We start from the raw sequence: 21,794 nt of genomic DNA on the forward strand, positions 1-21,794 counted from the left end.
GAAATTCCGCGCCCGGAAGGGCCGGATCGGAACCTTTTACCATTTGCTTCATTATGGTTGAAAACAGTTAACCGTTTCGTCGCCGCAGGCCGCGGCGAAGCGCCAGAGGGGCCCGGGGTTCTCCCCCGGGAAAGACAGACCGGACACATGCGCAGTACGCTCTTCAACAAGGCGGGCGAGAAGCTCCTCGATCGCATCGCCAGCCCTGAAATGCTCGATGTCATGGACCAGTTCGACTGGTCCGCCACGCCACTGGGACCGGTCAGGGAATGGTCCGGGGCCTTGTGCTACACCGTGCGCATGATGCTCTCCTCGCGCACCGCCATGGCGGTGATGGTGGGGCGCGAAGGCATCCTGCTCTACAACGACGCCTATGCCCGCATCGCCGGCAGCCGCCACCCGGACATTCTCGGCCGCCCGACCGAGGAGGCCTGGCCGGAGGTGGCGAGCTTCAACCGCGACCTGATCGACCGGGTGCTCGAGGGCGAGACGGTGAGCTTCGACAACCAGCGCCTCACCCTCAACCGCGGCTCCGAGCCCGAGGACATGTGGTTCGACCTCGAGTACGGGCCGGTGCTCAACCGCTCGGGCCAGCCCATCGCCGTGCTCGCCCGCGTCATCGACGTCACCGACAAGGTGCGCGCCGAGGATGCGCTGGCGCGCAGCGAGGAGCGCATGGAACTGGCGCTGGAGAGCGCCGGGCTCATCGGCGTGTGGGACTGGGACGTGGTCGCGGACCGCATCGTCGCCGACCAGCGCTTCGCCCGCATGTTCTGGGTCGACCCGGAGGAGGCGGCGCGCGGGCTGCGCGTCGAGGCCTTCCTCGCCGCCCTGCACCCCGACGACGACCAGCGCCTGCGCGCGGCCATGGCGGAGTCGATGGAGCGCGGCAAGAGCTTCGCGGAGGATTTCCGCCTGCGCAGCCCCCGCGGGCAGATCCGCTGGGTCAACGCGCGCGGCGACTGCACCTTCGACGATTCCGGGCGCTGCGTGCGCTTCACCGGCGTGGCGGTCGACCTTACCGACCGCCGCCAGGCCGAGGACGCGCTGCGCGAATCCGAGCAGCGCTTCCGCGCCCTCGCCGACAGCATGCCCCAGATGATCTGGACCGCCCTGCCCGACGGGCGCCACGACTACTACAATGCCCGCTGGTACCAGTTCTCCGGTGGCGAAGACCCCGGCGCCGTCGTGGCGGAGGACCGCTGGGAGAGCCTCCTGCACCCGGAGGACCGCGAGGCGGCGCTGGAGAACTGGGAGCGCTGCCTCTCCACCGGCGAGGTCTACGAGGACGAGTACCGGCTGCGCGACACCGCCGGGCACTACCCCTGGATCCTCGCGCGCGCCGTGCCGATGCGCGACCGCTGGGGGCGGGTGACGCGCTGGTTCGGCACCTTCACCGACATCAACGAGCAGCGCATCGCGGCGGAGGAGCGCGAGGTGATCGCGCAGGAGCTCAGCCACCGGATCAAGAACATCTACTCGGTGCTCTCCGGGCTGATCAGCCTCTCGGCCCGCTCCTACCCCGGGGTGCGCGACTTCGCCGAGCAGCTGCGCCAGCGCATCTTCGCCATGGGCCAGGCCCATGACCTGGTGCGCCCGCATTCAAACGCCTCGCAGCCGCACGTGGGCGACACCACGCTGCACACGCTGATCGCCAAGCTGCTGGGGCCCTTCATGGAAAACAATTCCGCCCGGGTGCAGATCACCGGCGAGGACCTCAAGATCGACGACCAGGCGGCCACGCCCATGGCCCTGCTGGTGCACGAGCTTGCCACCAACGCGGCGAAATACGGCGGGCTCACCCCCACGGGGGGCGGCATCACCGTCGACACCCGGCTGGAGGGCGACCGCGTGCACCTGCTGTGGTGCGAGCAGGCGGTGCCGGGCTACGCGGCCGAGGGCATGGAGGCGGGCTTCGGCTCGCGGCTCATCAGCCTGAGCATCGAGGGCCAGATGCGGGGCCGCTTCAGCCGCGAATGGACCGAGGAGGGGCTGCGCATGTCGGTCGACGTGCCGCTCACCGCGCTGCGCCGCGCCCACCACTTCGGCGCCTCCCCCGCCCCCGCGGCCTGACCCCCCGGCCCCCGGGGACAGCAGGACAGGGAAAAACGCCGGACGGGGGCATCGAGCCCCCGCCCGGCGTGTCGCCGCGTGCCGCGTCTCCGGCGCCCCCCTCTCCCTGCGCGCTCCGGCCCACGCCGCATGTGGCGGGCGAGCGGCAGGCCGGCAACGGGCAACGCGGCGGACCCGACCACAGGGGTGACAACACGGGTGCAGGAGACCACGGGACGCGAAAACAAGACGGGGCGCCGAAAGCAGACGGGGCGCAAAAAAGAAGACGGGGCGCTCAGCGGCGCCCCGACTTTCTCATGCCCGTGTCCCCGGGCGGGGTAACCTGGTCGCGCACGATGGCCAGCGGCCACCGCGATCGGCGCTCACGCCACGGCGGAGAACACCCGCATGCGGCGCGGGGGGGGCATGGTGACCTTCTCGCGCGCGGCCACCGCGTAGGCGATCACATCGCGCATCTCGGTCTCGGTGACGGGCTTGGGCACCACGCCGAGGGTTCCGGGCACGCCTTCGCCGAGCTGCGAGGGGTTGGCGGTCACGTAAAGCACGGTGATGCCGTAGGAATCGCGCAGCTTGCGCCCCAGGCCGACCCCCGTGGGGCCATCGGCGAGATTGAGATCGACCAGGGCGACATCCGCATCGCTGCCCCGCTCCATGGCGGCGGCACTGTCGGCGGCGATACCTGCGGATTCATGACCCAGCTCGCGCACGATCGCCTCGACCTCGAGGGCGATGAAGATTTCGTCCTCTACTATCAGTATCTTCTTTGACATGGATCTGCCTGCATTCTGTTCACTGTTGCCGGATCAACACCCCAACCGGCTCGAGAGTTCCGCCTTTCAGCCCCGGACGGGGGGCATAGCGGCTTTGCGGGAAACAATGGCGTCCGGGAGCCTCAGGTCAACCCGATTTTTGGCACAAACTTGCCGGAGACGGCCGAAACCGGCAATTTGTTGCCGGAAGGTGCCGCGTCACAACGGGTCCAGTTGCAATTTCGCCGGCTGGCCGGACATCACGATCACGTGATCCGCCAGGGCCTCGGCCTCCGCCGGCGCGTGGGTGACGAACAGCGTGGTGGCGCCGCTCTCGGCCACCAGCCGCGCGGTGAGGGCGAGCATCTCCGCCGCGGTGCCGGCGTCGAGCGAGGCGAAAGGCTCGTCGAGCACCAGGAAGTCGGGCCGCGCGGCGAGGGCCCGGGCCAGGGCGAGCCTCCGCTGCTGGCCCAGCGAGAGCCGCCCCGGAAACGCGTCGCCCCGCCCGGCGAGCCCCACATCGGCCAGCGCCTGCTCCGCGAGGGGCGCGGAAATGCCGGTGGTGAGCGTGAGGTTGTCGCGCGCGTTGCGCCAGGGCAACAGGGTGGGCTCCTGGAACACCATCGCCACGCGCCCGGCGCCCCGCACGCTGCCCTCGAAGGCGCTGTCCAGCCCGGCGGCGATGCGCAGCAGGGTGGACTTGCCCACGCCGGAGGGCCCGAGCAGCGCCACCCGCTCGCCGGGCGCGAGGGTGAGCGAGATGTCGCGCAGCACCTCCTGCCCGCCGAAGCGCTTGGAGCGGATGTCGATCTCAACCCGCGCACTCATGGCCCGCGCCAGCGCCGCACATGCGCCTCCCAGGGCTGGAGGAGCAGCTTCTCGATGGCGAGCATCACCGCGATGAAGGCGAGCGCGTAGGCCAGCACCATGCCCACGTCGAAGAGCTGGAAGTAGAGGTGGATCTGGAAGCCCACCCCGCTGGAGCGGCCGAGGAACTCGACCACCAGCACGATCTTCCAGATCAGCGCCAGCCCCGCGCGCGCGGCGGCGGCGAGATGCGGGGCGAGCTGGGGCAGCACCACGTGGCGCAGCCGCGCGGAAGGGCTCATGCGGAACACCCGCGCCATGGCGTCGAGCCCGGGGTCGAGCGCGCGCACGCCTTCGCGCAGCATCACGGTGACCATGGGCACCTTGTTGAGCGCCACGGCGGTGACGGCCGCCGCCTCGGTGAGGCCGATCCAGATGTAGCACAGCACGATGGTGACCAGCGCGGGGAGGTTGAGCAGCACCACCAGCCAGGGGTCGAGCCAGCGGTCGAGCCGGGGCAGACGACCCATGGCCAGCCCCAGCGCCGTGCCGAGCAGCATCGCGAGCCCGAAGGCCGCCGCCACCCGGGCGAGCGTGGCGCCGAGATGCAGCCAGAGCCGGCCCGACACCGCCTCCTGCCACATCAGCGGGCCCACCAGCCAGGGGCCGGGCATCAGCCCGGGGTCCGCCGCCAGCAGCGCCGCGGCCGACCAGAGCGCCAGCAGCCCCGCGAGCGAGGCGGCGGTCACGGCAAGGGAGCCGCGCGCGGGCGGCACGTCGGCGGGCATCGCGGGTCAGCTGCCGGGCTGCACGAAGAGCCCCTCGGGCAGGCCGCGCACCTCGCCCACCAGCTCGGCCCCGCCGATCTCGGCCATCAGTGCGAGCAGGCGGCCGGCCGCGGCCTCGTCCACCGGGCCGGGGCCGGGAATGCCGGCGCGGAAGCCCTCGCGCAGGGCGGCGAACTCGGCCTCGTCCCCGGCGTTCATCATCGGGCGCAGGCGCTCCCAGGCGGCGTCGGAGGTGGCGAGCAGCGCCTTCGCATCGCGCGAGGCGGCCATCATGCCGCGCACCAGCTCCGGGCGCTGCGCGAGGTCCTCGCCGCGGAACACATAGCCCAGCAGCGGCGTGTCGGGGTCGAGCCCCAGCGCCTGTGCGGCGTCCGAGACCGAGACCAGCTCGCGCAGCCCCGCCGCGCGCATCCGCGCCATGAAATGCCAGAAGTTCACCGCGCCGCCGAAGGCGCCCGAGCGCGCCTTCTGGTAGATGAGCGGCGGGGCGCCGAACACCTGCTCGGTGCGGCCCGCGAGGTCGAACCCCTCCTCGGCCTGCGCGTAGGCGCGCAGGATGAGCCAGCTCTTGTCGAGCGGCCCGCCGGCGATGCCGATGGTGGTGCCGGCAAGGTCGGAGAGCCGCCGCGCGGGGCTGTCCCCCGGCACCATCAACCCGCCCACGGCGCGCGAATAGGGCACGAACACATAGTCCCGCCCCGCCGCGCGCTGCCGCGCCACCCAGATGAAATCGGCGACCATCGCCTCGGCCTCGCCGGCCTGGAAGGCCACGCGCGCCGCCTGCTCGCCGGCCATGGGCATCACCTCGAGGGCAAAGCCATGTGCGGCGTCGAACCCCTCGGCACGGATGGTCCGGGCCTCCCAGTTCACCGTGCCCACCTGCAGCAGGGCAAGGCGCAGCACCGGTGTCTCGGCCCGCGCCGCCCCGCCGGCGAGCGCGGCCACCGCCAGCACCGCGAGCGCCCGAATGAGCCGCATGGCGATATCCCCCCTGTTGCGTTTCTTCTCCCGCCCCCGCCGCGGCGAAAGTTGACAGCTGTCAACTCCGCCCGGCCCCGGAGGCCGCCCCTCAGGCTATCACCACGGCCGCGCGGGGAAATACGACCAAGGGCCCATCCCCGCCTCCGCCCTTGGTCGTAGGGCGGGGCGCGAAACGGCTGTGCTAGGCTGTCGCACAGCGACACGAATTACAGGATACTGCCCATGCAACCACCAGCCGCGCACACCGGGAGGAGCCAGGGCATGACCGTCAGCGAAGTTCTCGTCATCGACGATCATCCGCTGTTCTGCGAAGCCCTGTCGATGACCCTGCAGAGTGCGCTCGGTGTCGCGAAGGTGGCCACGGCCTCGCGGCTGTCGGAGGCGCTGGAGCTGCTCTCGGGCGGGCTCTCGCCCGAGGCCATCCTGCTCGACCTCAACCTGCCGGACGTGGCCGGGCTCGACGGGCTCATCCGCCTCAAGGGGGCGGTGCCGGGCATCCCGGTGATCGTGGTCTCCTCGCTGTCGGACAACCGGATCGTGACCTCGGTGGTGCAGGCCGGCGCGGCGGGCTTCGTGCCCAAGGACAGCCGGCGCGATGTCTTCGTCTCCGCCTTCCGCGAGATCTGGAACGGCGGCTCCTACACGCCCGACGGCTACTGCCCGCCGGCCGAGGCCGAGACCGACCGGGGCGCCGAGGCCAATGCCGTCGCCCGCCTCGCCGACCTCACCCCCCAGCAGGGCCGCATCCTGCAGCTCGTGTGCGAGGGCAAGCTGAACAAGCAGATCGCCTGGGAGCTCTCCATCGCCGAGACCACGGTGAAGGCGCATATCACCGCCATCCTGCGCAAGCTCGGGGTGCAGAGCCGCACCCAGGCGGTGCTCATCGCCCAGCAGGCCCGCTTCGCATCCATCTTGCACCCGCCGACAAGCTAGGGCAGCCTTTCCGCAACAAGGGAGGAAAGATGGCCGGTCCGCTGGTGAACCCGGGCGAGAGCCTGGAGCGTCAGAACGAGAAGCTGCGCAAGATCACCGCGGCGCTGATGCGGCGTGTCGAGCAGGAGAGCGAGGCGGGCGACCCGAGCTATTTCCACACCCAGACCGCGATGGCGCTGGAGGCGCAGATCCGCGCCCGCACCCGCGACCTCGAGGAAACCCTCGAGCTGCTCAACCAGTCGAACGCCCGGCTCTCGGCGGCCAAGCTCGAGGCCGAGCGCGCCCGCGCCGACCTCGCCAACGCGCTGGAGGCGGTGCACGAGGGCTTCGCGCTGTTCGACAGCGAGGACAACCTGGTGATGCGCAACTCGCGCTTCTCCATCGCCCTGCCCGACGTGCGCGAGCGCATGCTGCCGGGGCTGCATTTCACCACCTACGTGCATATCGTGGCCGACAGCCCCAGCCTGGTGCTGCCCGAGGGCATGACTCGCAGCATGTGGGCCGAGCGCCGCGCCCGCGCCCACCAGCAGCGCCACGTGAACTTCAACGTCGAGCTCACCGGCGATCGCTGGATCCAGGTCTCCGAGCAGCGCACGCCCGACAACGGCACCGCCATCCTGCAGACCGATGTCACCGAGATGATCCGGCTGGAGCGCCAGGAGCGCGACAAGCTGCTCGACGACCAGTCGCGCCTGGTGCGCGCCACGCTCGACCACATCAACCAGGGCGTGGGCATCTTCGACCGTCGCCACCGCATGGTGGGCTGGAACGACCGGCTGCGCGAGCTGATGCAGCCGCCGCCGCGCCTGCTGCGCATGGGCATCAGCTTCGAGGCCATCGCCGCCTTCTTCTCCACCGACCAGGCCCTGCGCGGCGAGGCCGACCCCGAGCGCCTGCTCGAATGGGTGCGCCGCCCGCCCGGCCGCCCGCCGCTGAAGCTCGAGCTGCACCGGGCGAACGGGCTCATCCTCGACGTGTTCTGCCAGGAGACTCCCCAGGCGGGCTTCGTGATCTCCTTCACCGATGTCACCGCCGAGCGCCAGGCCGTGGCCGCCATCCACCTCGCCAACGAGACATTGGAGGCGCGGGTGCTCGCCCGCACCGAGGAGCTTTCGGCGGCGCGCGACGAGGCGGAGCGGGCCAATGCCTCGAAGTCGCGCTTCGTGGCGGCGGCGAGCCATGACCTGCTGCAGCCGCTCAACGCGGCCAAGCTCTTCATCGCCTCGCTGGGCGAGACCGCGCTCGACCCCCACCAGCAGGCGATCACCGGCCGCATCGAGAACGCCTTCGAGAGCGTGGAGACCATCCTCGGCGCCCTGCTCGACATTTCCAAGCTCGACGCGGGTGCTGCCACCACCGACATCTCCTCCTTCCCGCTCGACCGCCTGCTGCGCCCGCTCGCCGAGGAATTCCGCGAGACGGCGGCGCGCAAGGGGCTCGACCTGCGCGTGGTGCCCTGCTCGGTGCCGGTGGAGAGCGACCCCTCCTACCTGCGCCGCATCCTGCAGAACCTGGTGAGCAACGCCCTGCGCTACACCCGCACCGGCAAGGTGCTGGTGGGCGCGCGGCGCGAGGGGCGGAGCCTGCGCATCGAGGTGCGCGACACCGGCCCCGGCATCCCGCCCGACAAGACCCGCGAGGTGTTTCAGGAGTTCCAGCGCCTCGACACCTCGCCCGGCGCGCCGCCCGGCATGGGGCTGGGCCTCGCCATCGTGGAGCGCGCCTGCACGCTGCTGGGCCACGGGCTCACCCTCACCAGCATCGAGGGGCGGGGGACCTGCTTTGCCGTCACCGTGCCGCTGGGCCATGCCGCCGCCCCCGCCGACGGCGCGCAGCCGCACGGGCCGGGCCCGCTCGCCGCCGATCTCACCGACATGATGGCGCTGATCGTGGAGAACGATGCCGAGATCCGCGTGGCGATGATGACCATGCTGGAGAACTGGGGCGTGAGCCCGTTCGACGCGGCCAATGCCGAAGGCGCGCTCGCCGCCGTCACCGACCTCGGCCTCGCGCCGGACGTGATCCTCGCCGATTACCATCTCGACAACGAGGAGACCGGGCTCGACGTGATCCTCGCCCTGCGCGCCTGCTACGGCCATGTGCCGGCGGTGCTGATCACCGCCGACCGCTCGGAGGAGCTGCGCGCCCTCGCGGCGGGCACCAACACCCTGCTGCTGCACAAGCCGCTGCAACCCCAGACCCTGCGCTCGATCCTCGCCTGGATCCAGGCGAGCCGCCTCGCGGTGGAGGCCGCGAGCCCGGGCTGAGGCTCAGGCGAGCGCGGGCACCTCGGCGCAGAACCAGGCCGTCCCGGTCACCGCGTGCATCCGCGCGCCCTGGCCGATGAGCAGCGCCTCCTCCAAGGAGGCGCCTTCGGGAAGCACGCCGGTGAGGAGCGTGCCGTGGTCCGGGTCGGCGCGGCTCACGAGGTGGAAGCCGGACCTGTCCGGATCGCGAAACGAGAACGGAAACAGGAAGGCCTCCGGCGAGACGGCCAGCGCGTGCGTGGAGCCGACATCGGGTTTGTCGATGCGCAAGCCCAGGTCAGCATCCACCTCGCAGACATAATAGAAACTGTAGTAATAGGCCCAGACCCTGTCCGCGGAGACATTCAGGGCGTAGCAGTCATCGATACAGTTGCGGGCTAGGCTGCCATTGAAGCGCCAGAGCTGGTTGCCCCTGTCGTCGAAGCACACGAGGCCGCCCGCGCCCGGGCCCTCGGGCCCCTTGCACGCCCGGCCCCAGCCGTGATGGCCGAAGACGCCCTCGTCGCAATAGCCTCCCCAGATGCGGCCCTGCCCGTCGATGCCGACATGGTCGAGACCATCGCCGAGCAGGAAGCGTTCCAGACGGCCGGTGGCGGGATCGAAGATCATGACGTTCAGGTCGTGATCATCCGGGCCGCGGTACTTGGAGCGTGCGCCGGCCAGCAAGACCCGACCGTCCGGGAACATGGCGACATGGTCGATGGCCACTTCGAGCGGCGGCAGGTCGATTTGCTGCAAGCCCCTTTCCTCACCGACGCGCAGAAGCCGGACGGCATGGCCCATGTCCATCTTCGGGCGGGGAGGTGCCGCGCCGGCCGGGGAAGGCGCGAGCGGATACAGCACCGGCGCATCGCGCGCGTCGCGCCACAGGAGCAGCAGGTCTCCCTCGCAGGTCACGCCGCGCACCACGCAGCGGAAGCCGGGCTCCGGCGCGGGAAGGCTCCGGACCAGCCGGAAGGGAAGGATGGTCCACCCGGTGGCGGATGCTGGCGATGCCACGTTTTCCATGGCCCGGCGATAGCACGTTGCGCGGGCACGGCGTGAGCGCGCCGGGGCCCCGGCGCGCGATTGCCCGCCCGCGTGGCGGCCGCGCCACGATCGGCTCTGGGCATCGGCGGCGTTTCGCTCCATGGTCGGGCGGCGCGGAGGCGGGAACCGGGTGGCTGCAGGGTTGCGCGCACCGCGCGGCGAAACGGCTTGCACGCCCCGCGTGGCGACACCAGATTGCACACCCCGCGTGACGGCAGGCAATGCACGCCGCGCGGGGCGGCAGCAGAGGGCACGCCGCCCGCCGCGGCGGGCGGGAGACAGGAAAGGGCCGGCGCATGCATGGCGAATACAAGGTTCACGGCGGCAAGCTGGTGGTGGCGGATGTCGAGCTGCGCGACGGGCGGCTGGCCGATGTGCAGGTCTCGGGGGATTTCTTCCTCGAGCCGGCCGAGGCGCTCGACGATATCCGCGCCGCGCTGAACGGCCTCTCCGCCACCGCCTCGGCCGAGGAGATGGTGGCGGCCCTGCGCGCCGGGCTGCGGCCCGATGCGGCGCTGGTGGGGTTCTCCCCCGAGGCCATCGCCATCGCCGTGCGCCGGGCGCTGGGGGTCAGCCGCGGCTGGCGCGATTTCGAGTGGCAGATCATCGACAGCGGGCCGCAGACGCCTTCCATGCACCTCGCGCTGGACGACGTGCTCTCCCGCGCCGTGGCCGAGGGGCGCCGCGCCCCCACCCTGCGCTTCTGGGAATGGGAGCGCCCGGCGATCATCATCGGCAACTTCCAGTCGCTGCGCAACGAGGTCGACCTCGAGGCGGCGGCGGAGATGGGGGTGGAGATCGTGCGGCGGGTCACCGGCGGCGGCGCGATGTTCGTGGAGCCGGGCACCGCGATCACCTATTCGCTCTACGCCCCGGGCGAGCTGGTGGCCGACATGAGCTTCGCGGATTCCTATGCCTTCCTCGACGCCTGGGTGTTGAAGGCGCTCAACGCGCTCGGCATCGACGCGTTCTACAAGCCGCTCAACGACATCACCAGCCCGAAGGGCAAGATCGGCGGCGCGGCGCAGAAGCGCTACGGCGGCGGCATGGTGCTGCACCACGTCACCATGGCCTACGACATGGACGCGGAAAAGATGACCCGCGTGCTGCGCATCGGCCGCGAGAAGATCTCCGACAAGGGCATCGCCAGCGCCGCGAAGCGTGTCGACCCCGTGCGCAGCCAGACCGGGCTGGAGCGGCGCGAGGTGATCGCCCGCATGAAGGAGGTCTTCACCGACCTCAACGGCGGCACGCCCGGCGACATCACGGCCGAAGAGCTGGCCGCCGCCGAGACGCTGGCACGGGAGAAGTTCTCCGACCCCGACTGGCTGCACCACATCCCCTGAGCCTCAGGGGGCCCTGAAGGCCGCCCGGGGGTCGAAGCCGCACCACTCGGAGGCCTTCAGCCATGCGGCGGTGAAGCCGTCGAGCAGCCAGGTGTCGATCACCCGCAGCGCGCCCTCCCGCCTGGCGCCGGCGACGAGGACGTTGCCGGCGCGCAGGGCCCTCACCGCCTCCGGGACATCCGCGCTGCCGAGGCTCGCATCCACCGAGGGCTCGCCGTATTCGTCGGGACCCTCGAAGACCTCCATCGCTCCCGAGAGCGGGCTCTCCTGCCCGTCGAGGAGCAGGACCATCTCGTCGTCGAGGGTGATCGGCTGTTCCATGCCGCGAAACCACACCGGCAGCCAGGTGAGCGCGGCGTCCGAGCCGCCCTCCCCCACGGTGATGCGGAGACTGCCGTTGCCGTCTCCCCCCGTGAACACCTCGCATTGCCGGATGTCGACGCCGACCTGCTCGATCATCGCCACCCGCCAGGAGCCATGTTCCCAGTAGGCGAGTTCGCGCCGCTCCGCGGCCGGGGCGGCGCCGGCAAGCGCGAGCAGCCCGGGAAGCAACAGGGCGGCCAGGACCCGGGAGGGGGCGAGAGCGGCGCGCGCGCCGGCTGCGATGCGGTACATGAAGGCAGGCTCCGTCTCGGGTTTCTCCGCCGCAAGGGTAGCGGAGCGGGGGTGAAAGGAAGGTTGCGCGCCGCGGCCCCGGCCCTGCGGCGCGCAGGGCCCGTCAGGCGGCGCCGGCCGCCAGCGCCTCGCGCACCGCGATCTCGGCCATGGCCATGATCGCCTCGCGGCTCTTCGCGGCGGCGATGAAGCGGCCGTTGTGGCAGAAGCTCGCGCCCTTCACCCCCGAGACGGCCTCGAGCTCGCCGTTGGTGAGCCCGGCCCAGGCGGCGGGCAGGTCGGCGCGCAGCTCGAAGCCCTCGTCGTGCAGGCGGATGCCGCCCAGCGTCCAGTCGCCCTCCCCGCGCGGGGTGACGACGAAGAGCAGGTGGTCGGCGCCCGCCTTGATCACGGCGGGGCGGAAGGGCATGCCCATGGGCAGCACCAGCACCCGGCCCTCGCCCGCCTCCTCGATGGCGGCCTGCACCAGGCCCTCGGCGCGCAGCTTGGCGGCCGAGCGGGCGACGCGCGCCTCGACGAAGGCGCGGGCGATGGCGAGGGCTTCGTGGAAGGTGCGGGTCTCGGCCTCGGGATCGGTCTCGTCGAAGACGGGCTTGAGGGTCTCGAGCAGCGCGGTGAGGGTGAGCCCGGCCAGCGGCCCGGCCGCCGAGGGGCTGAGGGCCCCGTTGTCCACCAGGTCGACCGGCAGCACGAAGCTGCCGTCGAAGGAGGCGTGGACGGTCTCGACATGCGCCTCGGGCACGCCGGAGGCGGCGAGGTAGTCCCGCCCGAAATGCTTCCACACGAGGCCGAAGGAGCTGTAGGGCTGGCCGTCCTCGCGGGTGGGGGCGCCGCGCTGGTGATGGTCGAAGACGCGGGCCTCGGGGTCGTAGGCGCCGCCCACGTCGTAGATCACCCGGTCCTCGGCCGGGGTGATCCACTGCCGATCACGGCTGCGCACGATCTGCGCCTGCGGGAAGAGCCGGGTGAGGATGACGCTCGAGAGCAGCTCATCGGCGTGGAAGCCACCGGAATGGGTGACGAGAAACTCAGGGGTCATGGTCGGTGCGCCTTGCGGAGTGAGATCGCGGTTCGCGCGCAGATAGAGCGCTCCGGTGGCGAAAATCAACCGCGCAGTCGCGCAGACCGGACCCGCGCGGGGAGCGGGGCCGCGCTTTCGGCCGGGGCCGGGGGGCGGGGGCGGCTCACTCCGCGGGGTAGATGGCGACGCCGGTGAGGGTCTGGTTCACGTGCAGCATGTCGAACTGCTCGCCGTAGGTGTTGAACCCCACCACCCCGTGGCGCGCGAGGATGCGCGACACCTCGCCCACGGCCTGGGTCTCCTCCGCCTCGAGCCGGCGCAGGATGCAGTCGCAGCCGATGATGGCGAGCGGCGGCTCGGGCGCCGCGAGGCCGCTCAGCGCCTGGTCGAGATGGGCCGCCATGTCGCGCGCCTCGGCGACGGTGAGCACCAGCCCCTCGTCGACCGGGCTGTAGAAGCGCAAATCACCGTTCGGCTCCACCTTCTGGATGGCGCGGACATGGTGGCTGCCGCCGTGGCGGATCACCACCGGGTGGGCGGCGAAGACCCGGGGGGAGAGCTGGGAGGCCTCGAGCCCGATCATGCGGGCGTATTCATCGGCCGCGGGCTCGGCGTTGATCTCGCGCACCAGGCGCTCGCCGGGCAGCGCCTCGGTCACCACCATCTGGGCGTCGGTGGGGGTGAAATGGTCGAAGCGGAACACGCGGATGCCGCAGCGGGTGCGCACCAGGGTGATGAGGGCGGCATCGGTGTGGAAGCGCCCGCCCTCGAAGACGAAGGTGCGGCGGAAGTCCATGCCGTCGCCCGCCGAGCCGCCGAAGAGCGGCGTGGGCCCGAGGTTGCGCGACAGGGTGGCGACGACCTGGTCCTCCTTCCGGCTCAGCCCGTCGCCGAGGAACATGGCGAACTCGGAGTGCCAGTCCGGCCGCTCGGAGGCCACGCGGGCGCGCAGGTCGAGCACGCCCATCGTGGTCTCGCGGGCGTCGAAGGCGGAGAGATCGGGGATCAGCCGGGTGGCGGCGGTGAAATCGCGCGCGGCGAAGCCCGCGGCGGTGATGCCGCCCTCGCCGTAGCCATGCGCGCAGATCTCGCCGGCGGTGGTGCAGCCCACCACGTGCTCGCCGTCGAACAGCCGGGCGACGGCGGCGGCCACCGCGTCGCGGTCGTATTTCGGCGAGACGAAGAGCAGGACAAGCGCCATCGGGTCGTTCCCGAGCCGGTGACGGATCTCGCGAATGGCAATGAACGCATCGTCCGCATCGGTACAGGCCCGGCGGACGGATTGATGGGTGGGGCGGCTCGTTTCAGAGCCGCCCGGCGCATCGCACCGCAAAAGCATTGGGCGTTTCCTCAAAGTTTATCTGTTTTGTAAAACCGTAGCGCCCGACCCCGGCGCACGCAAGATAATTACACGCATGCCGGGAGTGCGCACGCCACGCCCTCTCCCTCCGGCAGCGGGCCCGCGCGCGGTTCCGGGGGCAAAAGACATCGGGGCCGGGGCGGCTGTCACACCGGCCCCGGCCCCGACGCCGACAGGGAAGGCGTATCGCCTCAGGCCGCGGCCTTCTGCTTGGCGACCTGGCTGGCGATGAAATCCATCAGCGGCGGCGAGAGCACGTCGTAGGGCTCGAGCCCAAGCTCGCGCAGCCGGCCGCGAATCGCGTCCATCTGCGAGGGGTCCGTGCCGGTCTCGATGATCGAGGAGACGAAGGCCGCGAAGGTGGGCGGCGACCAGCCCTGCTCGTCGGAGAGCTCGGTGTGGAAGAAGTCGAACCCGTAGAGCGGGTGGCCGGTGTTCTCGATGCGCCCGTACATGTGGGTGCCGCACTCGCGGCAGGCGTGGCGCTGGATGGCGGCGGTCTCGTCGACCGTGACCAGCTTCTCCGGGTGGGCGGTGACGCTGACGTTCTCGCGCGGGGCGACGGCGATCTGGCTGAAGATGGCGCCCTCGGGCTTCCAGCACTTCGAGCAGCCGCAGACATGGTTGTGCGCGCAGTCGGACGTCACCGTGACCTCGACCTTGTCGGTGGCGCATTTGCAGTGCAGCTTGCCCCCCGAGAACCCCGGCCTGCCCTGCGGCACCCCGTGGTCGACGGAGGGGTGGATCGTTACGCTCATGGTCTGACCTCCCTGGCAAGCGGGTTTGCCCCCGCATTGTTCCGACTGCCAGTGACGCTAGACCCGGCCCGGATTCGGAAGAATTGCCAAATGGTCGTACGACCCCGCCGGGCTTGACAGGCGCGGCGGGGCGGGGCGCGCTCCGCGCGGCACCCCGGGCACCCGCGACGGCGGGGGGCCGACGGGGCCGCGGGCGCCGCGGGTCACTGCGCGGCGTCGTCCGGGGCCGGTTCCTGTGCCAGCAGGCTGCGCCGCAGGGTGTCGAGGTCGCGCTGCAGCTCGGTGAGGCGGTCCTCGCTCATCCCCGTGGCCTCGAGGACGCAGCCCGGCACGGTCTGTGCCTGCGCCCGCAGGGCCCGCCCCTCGGGCGTGAGGCGGATGCGCACCCGGCGCTCGTCGGCCGCGTCGCGGTAGCGCTCCAGCCGCCCCGCCGCCTCCAGGCGCTTGAGCAGCGGCGTGAGCGTGCTCGATTCGAGCGCGAGCTTGCGGCCGAGCTCGCCCACGGTGATGTCGTCGGTCTCCCAGAGCACCACCATCACGAGATACTGCGGATAGGTGAGGCCCAGCGGGTCGAGCAGCGGCTTGTAGAGCCGGTTGAAGGCGTGGCCGGCGGAATAGACCGAGAAGCACAGGAACCGGTCGAACTCGGGGAAGCGCCCCGTGGCGGTATCGGTATCTGACATGTCGCGTCTCCTGGTGGAGCCGGCCCGGCGCCCTGCAGGCGCGCGGTCCGGCGGCTGCCCCATAAAATATTTCGCGCACGACATGATCGCAAGCTCTTGACTCCGGCGTCGGCATGTCTATTTTCAGTCGCACACGATCTAATCGTTCAGCCGATTTTCTCAGCCGCCGGCGCAGCCGGCCCGGAACAAGGACCACAGCCATGACCACCAGCGTTCTCTACTCCACCGCAGCCCGCGCCACCGGCGGCCGCGACGGCCATTCCGCCACGCTCGACGGCGCTGTCGACGTGAAGCTCAGCACCCCCAGGGAGCTCGGCGGCGCCGGCGGCGAGGGCGTGAACCCCGAGCAGCTCTTCGCCACCGGCTACGCGGCCTGCTTCATCGGCGCGATGAAATTCGCCGGCGCGCAGAGCGGCACGAAGGTGCCGGCCGACACCTCCGTGACCGCCACCGTGGGCATCGGCCCGCGCTCCGAGGGCGGGTTCGGGCTCGAGATCGCGCTCGAGATCTCGCTGCCGGGCCTTGAGGCGGGCGCCGCCCGCGCGCTGGTCGACGCCGCCCACCAGGTGTGCCCCTACTCCAACGCCACCCGCGGCAACATCGACGTGCAGCTCACCATCGCCTGAGCCCCGGCCGCCGCGCAGGCCCGCCCCGGCGGGCCTGCCGGTACCCTTCATGTGCCTCCTTGCGTGCAGTGCAGCGGGCTCCGTATGTTCGGGCGAACCCGACCCCGACCAGACTGACAAGGAACCGGACCCGTGACCTCACGCCTGAACATCATCATCGCCAGCACCCGCCCCGGCCGCGTGGGCCCCGCAGTGGGAAAATGGATCGCGGAGGTCGCCGCGGCGCACCCCGGGTTCGAAACCAGCCTCGTCGATCTCGCCGATTTCGACCTGCCGGTCTACGACGAGCCGAAGCACCCGCGTCTGCAATCCTACGAGCACGAGCACACGAAGAAATGGTCGGCCAGCGTGGCCTCGGCCGATGCCTTCGTCTTCGTGACGCCGGAGTACAATTTCGGACCGACCCCGGCGCTGCTGAACGCGCTGAACTACGTCTACTCCGAGTGGAACTACAAGCCCGCGGCCTTCGTGAGCTACGGCGGCATCTCGGGCGGCATGCGCGGCGTCGAGGCCACCAAGCCGACGCTGAACGTGCTGAAGATGGTGCCGCTCATCGAGGGCGTGCTCGTGCCGATGGTGAGCGAGATGGTGAAGGACGGCGCGTTCACCCCCGGCGACATCCAGGTGCAGAGCGCGGGCGTGATGCTCGACGAGCTCTCCCGCTGGGCCGAGGCGCTGAAACCGCTGCGGGCCTGACACCGCCCCGGGCGGCGGGCGTCCGCGCCCCCGCCCCGTCACCGCCGGGCGAGGCGCGCCGGGGCTCCGCCGCGGACCCGCCCCGCCGGCGGCACCTTTGCCGCTGCCGGCCCGCCCCGAGGGCGCCCATGCCGGCGCGGCAGCCTCACCCCGCCGGCGCCGGGCGCGGGCTCACCATCCGGCGGAGAAGTCGAGGGGCAGGTAGTCTCCCAGCCCGACGAAGAACAGGTCGATCTCCAGCGCCAGGCTCACCTCGAAATCGTTGAGCTCCGGCACGCTCCAGCGCTGCTGCTCGAGCCGGTCGAGGAACGCCCGGCGGGTCTGCTCGTCCTGCGGCCTGAGCGGCAGGGCTTCGGCCGCGCGCAGCAGCTCGATGCGCCGGTGCACCTCGCGCATGCCCGAGAAGGCTTCCATCATCAGCCGCGCGAGGCGCGGCTCCTGCCGCCAGGAGCGCCCGCCGAACACCTCCTGCACCACGCGGTTTCCCGCGCCGAGGCAATCGTAGGCCACGCAGCCGCGAAACCCCTCCTGCGCCAGCCTGTCATGGATCGTGCAGCTGTGCCCCGAGAGGTTGCGGCAGGGCTCGCCGGGGTTCTTGTCGAACGCGAAGTCCTCGCCCTTGTCGAAGGCCAGCACGAGACAGCACAGGGCCGCGCACTTGGAACAATCGGTCTGGAGATGATCGGTCTGGGGCATTCTGGCTGTGGTCTCAACGGCTCGCGGGGGGGGAAGCAGCCGGGCTGCGCTGTCGGCCGCCTTATCCCGCGGATGACCGGCCGAATGCAAGATCCGCCCGGGCCGGCGGAGGCCGCGGCCTTCTGCCGGGCCGCGGTGGCGCGCCTGCGCAGCCGCACCGCCGGGCGGGCGCGGGCCCCGCGCTCAGGCGCGGGGCGGGGCGGGAGCGGGCCCCGCGCTGAGGGGCGGGGCGGGGCGGCCGGGGGCGCGCTCCTGCGCCTCCATCGCGCGGCGGAAGGCGGCGAGGGTCTCTTCGCTCACGTGGTGCTCGAGCCCCTCGGCGTCGATGCGCGCGGTCTCCTCGCTCACGCCAAGCCAGTGCAGGAAGGCCTCCACGGTCTCGTGGCGCAGGCGGATGGCCTCGGCCAGCCGCTCCCCCGCCTCGGTGAGGAACACCCCGCGGTAGGGCCGGCGCGAGACCAGGCCCTCCTCGTCGAGCCGGGCCAGCATCTTCGCCACCGTGGGCTGCGAGACGCCCAGCCGGGCGGCGATGTCGACCTGCCGCGCCTCCTGCCGCTCGCGGATCAGCCCGGCGATCAGCTCGACGTAATCCTCCGCCAGCGCGTTGCGCCTTGCCTCGCGGGTCTGGCGGAAGCCCTCGCACTGGGCCTCGGCATCGGGAAGCGGAGCCTCCGGCAACATGTCCTGCGGACGGGCCTGTCGCATGCGCGCACCTCTCTTTCGCGTCCTTCGCGGGTCCCGGGCGGGCAATGCCATGCCCCGGCCCGCCTTCCCGCCCGGATCGGCGGGGATGTCACGTCGTGGCGCTGCAATATATAGCCTGTTGCATACCTTATATACCAGTCGTAATCCTGTGCGTAAGCCATCCCCCGGAGCCAGCATGTCCCGCACCGACCAGCCCGCCGCGCCGCACCGTTCCTGGCACCTCGCCCGGGCCACGGAGGAGGGCGCGCCCAGCCTGGCGGAGGCGAACGCCTCCGTGCGGGTGCCCGTGGGCGGCTCCTGGCTGCGCCGGCTGCTCGCCTTCATCGGGCCGGGCTACATGATTTCGGTGGGCTACATGGACCCCGGGAACTGGGCGACCGACCTCGCGGGCGGGGCACAGTTCGGCTACACGCTGCTCTCGGTGATCATGCTCTCGAACCTGATGGCGATCCTGCTGCAGGCGCTCGCCGCCCGGCTGGGCATCGCCACCGGGCGCGACCTCGCGCAGGCCTGCCGCGACACCTACCCGCCGATCATCAACATCCCGCTGTGGCTGGCCTGCGAGCTCGCCATCATCGCCTGCGACCTCGCGGAGGTGATCGGCACCGCGGTGGCGCTGCAGCTGCTCTTCAGCATCCCGCTGGTGGCCGGAGCGCTGATCACCGGGCTCGACGCCTTCCTGGTGCTCCTGCTGATGAACCGCGGCTTCCGGCGGCTCGAGGCCTTCGTGATCGCGCTGCTGGGCATCATCGCGGCCTGTTTCGCGGTGCAGCTGGTGGCGGCGGCACCGCCGGTGGCGAGCATCCTCGACGGCTTCGTGCCCTCGGCCGAGATCGTGCACAACCCGCAGATGCTCTACATCGCCATCGGCATCATCGGCGCCACGGTGATGCCGCACAATCTCTACCTGCATTCCTCCATCGTGCAGACCCGCGCCTACGAGCGCACCGAGGCGGGCAAGCGCGAGGCCATCCGCTGGGCGGTCACCGACAGCACCATCGCGCTGATGCTGGCGCTGTTCGTGAACGCCGCCATCCTCATCGTCGCCGCCGCGGCCTTCCACGGCACCGGGTACGAGTATGTCGCCGACATCGAGGACGCCCACCGGCTGCTCTCGCCGCTGCTGGGGCTGGGGATCGCCTCCACGCTGTTCGCGGTGGCGCTGCTGGCCTCGGGGGTGAACTCCACCGTCACCGCCACGCTGGCGGGGCAGATCGTGATGGAGGGCTTCCTGCGCATCCGCCTGCCGAACTGGGCGCGCAGGCTGCTCACCCGGGCGCTGGCCATCGTGCCGGTGGTGGTGGTGACCTGGATCTACGGCGACAGGGGCACGGGCGAGCTGCTGATCCTCAGCCAGGTGGTGCTGTCGATGCAGCTTCCCTTCGCCGTCATCCCGCTGGTGCGCTTCGTGACCGACCGGGAGCGCATGGGCGCCTTCGCGGTGGCCCGCTGGGTGGCGCTGCTCGCCTGGGCGGTGGCGGGCCTCATCGTGGTGCTGAACGTGAAACTGCTGTGGGACACGCTGGCGGGCTGAGCCGCCGGCGTGCCCCCGAAGTGACCCCGCGGGGGGCTGCTCCGCGCCGGCGTGCGCCTCAGAAGGTGAGGTCGGTGACCACGCCCACGTCCGGGGTGGTGCCGGTCTCGTTCGCCTTCGCGATCTCGCGGCCGAAGCGCGCGCCGCTCGCGGTGCTGGCCCAGGCGCGGCCGTGCTCGGGGCGCAGGCGCAGCAGGGTGAGGTCGGGGTCGGATTTGCCCTCCGGGTACCAGGCCTCAACCGCCGGCGACCAGAAGCGCTCCACGTGCTCGGGGGAGGAGGCCTCCTCCAGCTTGCCGTCGACACAGGCGTAATAGTCCGCGCCCTCGCCCATCAGGCACATGTGCACCCGGCCGCCGTCCTGCGACTGGCGGACGATGTCGGAGTCGCGGCTGGCGAAGAACCAGATCGCGCCCTCCTCGGGTGCGGGCATCGGGGTCATCGGCTGCATGTGATGCGTGGCGTCCGGCGTGCCGAGCATCACGGCACGGCTCTCGCCGAGCTGGCTCCAGAATCCGGCCTGCGGGTCTGCCTTGATGCGTTCGAGATCTGCCATCGGTCTTCCTCCTTTGCTCTGGCACACCAACACGGGCCGGGGGCGGCGCGTTCCCCGCCGCGGGGCGGACGCCCGATCACGGATGCGTGCGCGGCGGCGGAAAAGCCCGTCCGCACAAGCTCTTGCCGCAGTGCAGGATAAGCCTTGAACCTCGGTGGAATGCGCTGCATCTTCCCCGTGCCCACCCGCTGTTCCCCGCGCGCGTGACGACCCCGACAGAGCCACGCCCCGCCGCCCGCCCCCGGGCCCGGGGGCGTTTGCAGGCACGAAAGGCGGCCGCCGGCCCGGGCGCGCACCCATGGCCCACGGATACCGAAGCATGACCGACACCAGCCCCGCCGCCGCTGCGGCACACCCTCTCCTGCTCACCCTCGCGCTCGCGGTGGGAGGCTTCGCCATCGGCACCACCGAGTTCGCCGCCATGAGCCTGCTGCCCTTCTATGCCCGCGACTTCGGCATCGACGAGCCCGCCGCCGGCACCGCCATCAGCGCCTATGCGCTCGGCGTCTGCGTGGGGGCGCCGGTCATCGCGGTGCTGGCGGCGAAGCTCTCGCGCCGGGTGCTGCTGATCGGGCTCATGGTGCTCTTCGCGCTGGCCAACGGGCTGAGCGCGCTGGCGCCGAGCTACCCGATGCTGGTGGCGTTCCGCTTCCTCTCCGGCCTGCCGCACGGGGCGTATTTCGGCGTGGCGGCGCTGCTCGCGGCATCGCTGGTGCCACCGGGCAAGCGAGCGCAGGCGGTGGGGCGGGTGATCCTCGGGCTCACCATCGCCACCACGGTGGGGGTGCCGCTGGCCAATGCCATCGGGCAGGTGCTGGGCTGGCGCTCGGGCTTCCTGATCGTCGCGGTGCTGGCGGCGCTCACCGCCACGCTGATCGCCATCTTCGCGCCGCACGACCGGCCGCAGCAGGGGGCGAGCCCGCTGCGCGAGCTTGGCGCCCTCGGCCGCCGGCAGGTCTGGCTCACGCTCGGCATCGGGGCGGTGGGCTTCGGCGGCATGTTCACCGTCTACACCTATCTCGGCTCCACCCTCATCGAGTACACCCATGCCGCGCCGCTGGCGCTGCCGGTGATGCTGTCGCTCTTCGGGCTGGGGATGACCGTGGGCACGGTGATCTGCGCCCGCGCCGCCGACCGGGCGATGATGCCCTCCATCGCCATCACCCTCGTGGTGAACGCCGCCGCCCTGCTCACCTTCTCGGCCGTGGCCGGCTCGGTCTGGGCCATGGCGCCGGTGATCTTCGTGATCGGCTGCGGCGGCGGGCTGTCGACCATGCTGCAGGCGCGGCTGATGAGCGTGGCGGCCGACGCCCAGACCCTCGCCGCCGCCCTCAACCACTCCGCCTTCAACATCGCCAACGCGCTCGGCCCCTGGCTGGGCGGGCTCGCCATCGCCGGCGGGCTCGGCTGGCCCTCGATCGGCTGGGTGGGAGCCTGCCTCGCGCTCGGCGGGCTGGGCGTGTGGGCGGTGACGCTGGCGGACGCCCGCCGCCACCCGGCCCCGGCCTGAGGGCGCGCGCCCCCGGCCGGGCGGCGGCGGCCTGCGCGGAAATCCGCCGATGTGCTGGACA

The 21,794-nt window shown here is 71.5% G+C and carries 21 protein-coding genes; 8 read left to right on the plus strand and 13 right to left on the minus strand.

Features of this window, described 5'->3' with window-relative positions:
• Positions 1-147: 147 nt before the first annotated feature.
• Positions 148-2,073 (plus strand): PAS domain-containing protein, encoded by a 1,926-nt coding sequence (locus D3P35_RS05745; protein WP_118133519.1) that lies wholly within the window; start codon positions 148-150, stop codon positions 2,071-2,073.
• 362 nt (positions 2,074-2,435) lie between these two features.
• On the opposite strand, the gene D3P35_RS05750 is transcribed toward D3P35_RS05745, so the two are convergent.
• The 4 genes from D3P35_RS05750 to D3P35_RS05765 form a co-directional block, all read right to left on the minus strand.
• Complete coding sequence (locus D3P35_RS05750; RefSeq protein WP_118133520.1) at positions 2,436-2,843, minus strand: response regulator; 408 nt, start codon at positions 2,841-2,843, stop codon at positions 2,436-2,438.
• Between the two features lie 198 nt (positions 2,844-3,041).
• On the minus strand, positions 3,042-3,650 hold the full coding sequence (locus D3P35_RS05755; protein ID WP_118133521.1) for an ABC transporter ATP-binding protein: 609 nt from the start codon (positions 3,648-3,650) through the stop codon (positions 3,042-3,044).
• Entirely contained in the window at positions 3,647-4,417 is a 771-nt protein-coding gene (locus D3P35_RS05760) for an ABC transporter permease (RefSeq protein WP_118133522.1), read from the minus strand. Before D3P35_RS05760 ends, D3P35_RS05755 begins: the two co-directional genes overlap by 4 nt.
• Before the next feature lie 6 nt (positions 4,418-4,423).
• Entirely contained in the window at positions 4,424-5,395 is a 972-nt protein-coding gene (locus D3P35_RS05765) for an ABC transporter substrate-binding protein (protein WP_118133523.1), read from the minus strand.
• Positions 5,396-5,659: 264 nt separating this feature from the next.
• Between D3P35_RS05765 and D3P35_RS05770 the strand changes: the two genes are divergently transcribed.
• Together D3P35_RS05770 and D3P35_RS05775 are read left to right on the plus strand one after the other, a co-directional pair.
• Complete coding sequence (locus tag D3P35_RS05770; RefSeq protein WP_118133524.1) at positions 5,660-6,331, plus strand: response regulator transcription factor; 672 nt, start codon at positions 5,660-5,662, stop codon at positions 6,329-6,331.
• Positions 6,332-6,360: 29 nt separating this feature from the next.
• Entirely contained in the window at positions 6,361-8,598 is a 2,238-nt protein-coding gene (locus tag D3P35_RS05775) for a NahK/ErcS family hybrid sensor histidine kinase/response regulator (RefSeq protein WP_118133525.1), read from the plus strand.
• A gap of 3 nt (positions 8,599-8,601) precedes the next feature.
• Here the strand turns inward: D3P35_RS05775 and D3P35_RS05780 are convergent, their stop codons facing one another.
• Positions 8,602-9,597 carry a hypothetical protein gene (locus tag D3P35_RS05780; RefSeq protein WP_198670478.1) on the minus strand — a complete coding sequence of 332 codons (996 nt, stop codon included), beginning with the start codon at positions 9,595-9,597 and terminating at the stop codon, positions 8,602-8,604.
• Positions 9,598-9,923: 326 nt separating this feature from the next.
• Between D3P35_RS05780 and D3P35_RS05785 the strand changes: the two genes are divergently transcribed.
• A complete protein-coding gene (locus D3P35_RS05785) occupies positions 9,924-10,973 on the plus strand; it encodes a biotin/lipoate A/B protein ligase family protein (RefSeq protein ID WP_118133527.1) in 1,050 nt (349 codons plus the stop codon).
• A 3-nt stretch (positions 10,974-10,976) separates the two neighbouring features.
• On the opposite strand, the gene D3P35_RS05790 is transcribed toward D3P35_RS05785, so the two are convergent.
• From D3P35_RS05790 to D3P35_RS05810, 5 genes are all read right to left on the minus strand, one after another.
• On the minus strand, positions 10,977-11,588 hold the full coding sequence (locus tag D3P35_RS05790; protein ID WP_118133528.1) for a hypothetical protein: 612 nt from the start codon (positions 11,586-11,588) through the stop codon (positions 10,977-10,979).
• Between the two features lie 103 nt (positions 11,589-11,691).
• Positions 11,692-12,627 carry an MYG1 family protein gene (locus D3P35_RS05795; protein WP_118133529.1) on the minus strand — a complete coding sequence of 312 codons (936 nt, stop codon included), beginning with the start codon at positions 12,625-12,627 and terminating at the stop codon, positions 11,692-11,694.
• A gap of 145 nt (positions 12,628-12,772) precedes the next feature.
• A complete protein-coding gene (locus D3P35_RS05800) occupies positions 12,773-13,810 on the minus strand; it encodes an FIST N-terminal domain-containing protein (RefSeq protein WP_198670479.1) in 1,038 nt (345 codons plus the stop codon).
• Positions 13,811-14,160: 350 nt separating this feature from the next.
• Entirely contained in the window at positions 14,161-14,727 is a 567-nt protein-coding gene (gfa, locus tag D3P35_RS05805; RefSeq protein WP_118133531.1) for an S-(hydroxymethyl)glutathione synthase, read from the minus strand.
• A 203-nt stretch (positions 14,728-14,930) separates the two neighbouring features.
• Positions 14,931-15,410 (minus strand): MarR family winged helix-turn-helix transcriptional regulator, encoded by a 480-nt coding sequence (locus tag D3P35_RS05810; protein ID WP_118133532.1) that lies wholly within the window; start codon positions 15,408-15,410, stop codon positions 14,931-14,933.
• A gap of 200 nt (positions 15,411-15,610) precedes the next feature.
• On the opposite strand from D3P35_RS05810, the gene D3P35_RS05815 reads away from it, so the two are divergent.
• Positions 15,611-16,036: an organic hydroperoxide resistance protein gene (locus tag D3P35_RS05815; protein WP_118133533.1), complete on the plus strand. Its 426-nt coding sequence runs from the start codon at positions 15,611-15,613 to the stop codon at positions 16,034-16,036.
• Between the two features lie 132 nt (positions 16,037-16,168).
• Positions 16,169-16,732: an NADPH-dependent FMN reductase gene (locus D3P35_RS05820; protein WP_118133534.1), complete on the plus strand. Its 564-nt coding sequence runs from the start codon at positions 16,169-16,171 to the stop codon at positions 16,730-16,732.
• Positions 16,733-16,903: 171 nt separating this feature from the next.
• Here the strand turns inward: D3P35_RS05820 and D3P35_RS05825 are convergent, their stop codons facing one another.
• Positions 16,904-17,428 carry a hypothetical protein gene (locus D3P35_RS05825; protein WP_118133535.1) on the minus strand — a complete coding sequence of 175 codons (525 nt, stop codon included), beginning with the start codon at positions 17,426-17,428 and terminating at the stop codon, positions 16,904-16,906.
• Between the two features lie 183 nt (positions 17,429-17,611).
• Positions 17,612-18,133, minus strand: a complete 522-nt coding sequence (mntR, locus tag D3P35_RS05830) for a manganese-binding transcriptional regulator MntR (RefSeq protein WP_118133536.1) — start codon at positions 18,131-18,133, stop codon at positions 17,612-17,614.
• Positions 18,134-18,308: 175 nt separating this feature from the next.
• Between mntR and D3P35_RS05835 the strand changes: the two genes are divergently transcribed.
• Complete coding sequence (locus D3P35_RS05835) at positions 18,309-19,667, plus strand: Nramp family divalent metal transporter (RefSeq protein WP_118133537.1); 1,359 nt, start codon at positions 18,309-18,311, stop codon at positions 19,665-19,667.
• A gap of 58 nt (positions 19,668-19,725) precedes the next feature.
• On the opposite strand, the gene D3P35_RS26060 is transcribed toward D3P35_RS05835, so the two are convergent.
• A complete protein-coding gene (locus D3P35_RS26060) occupies positions 19,726-20,223 on the minus strand; it encodes a pyridoxamine 5'-phosphate oxidase family protein (protein WP_157982047.1) in 498 nt (165 codons plus the stop codon).
• Between the two features lie 319 nt (positions 20,224-20,542).
• Here D3P35_RS26060 and D3P35_RS05845 point away from each other — a divergent pair, with 319 nt between their 5' ends.
• Positions 20,543-21,733 carry an MFS transporter gene (locus tag D3P35_RS05845; RefSeq protein WP_198670480.1) on the plus strand — a complete coding sequence of 397 codons (1,191 nt, stop codon included), beginning with the start codon at positions 20,543-20,545 and terminating at the stop codon, positions 21,731-21,733.
• Positions 21,734-21,794 lie beyond the last annotated feature (61 nt).

Source organism: Oceanicella sp. SM1341, assembly GCF_003448965.1.
Taxonomy (GTDB): Bacteria; Pseudomonadota; Alphaproteobacteria; order Rhodobacterales; family Rhodobacteraceae; genus Paroceanicella.